This window comes from Marinobacter halodurans, from assembly GCF_004327985.1.
Taxonomy (GTDB): Bacteria; Pseudomonadota; Gammaproteobacteria; order Pseudomonadales; family Oleiphilaceae; genus Marinobacter_A; species Marinobacter_A halodurans.
In genome coordinates this window covers 1-243 of sequence record NZ_SJDL01000250.1, presented here as the reverse complement: position 1 = coordinate 243, position 243 = coordinate 1, and the positions used below count along the sequence as shown (strand labels likewise).

The 243-nt window shown below is 61.7% G+C and carries 1 pseudogene; it reads right to left on the bottom strand.

Annotation, left to right across the window (positions count from 1 at the left end):
- Positions 1-243 (bottom strand): annotated as a pseudogene (locus tag EZI54_RS24250) (IS5/IS1182 family transposase); the annotation flags it as partial.

Genomic DNA, 243 nt, shown 5'->3' with positions numbered 1-243 from the left:
GTCCACCAACAGGTGCTCCGGCATCTTGCCGGTGTGCAGAAGGACGCGCTTGAGTGAGGTATCGACGGTGTGGCCATCATAGGGGTTGCCGGCCAGGGCCTGGCAATCCAGTACAAACCCCTCTTTGGCGGTGGTCACCACGCTGACCTTGGCGCCGAACTCATAGCGGGTGCGGGCCTTGCCCTTGGCAATACACACCACCTCTGGCTCGTGCAAACTGTACAGCCGGGGTTTGACGGATCG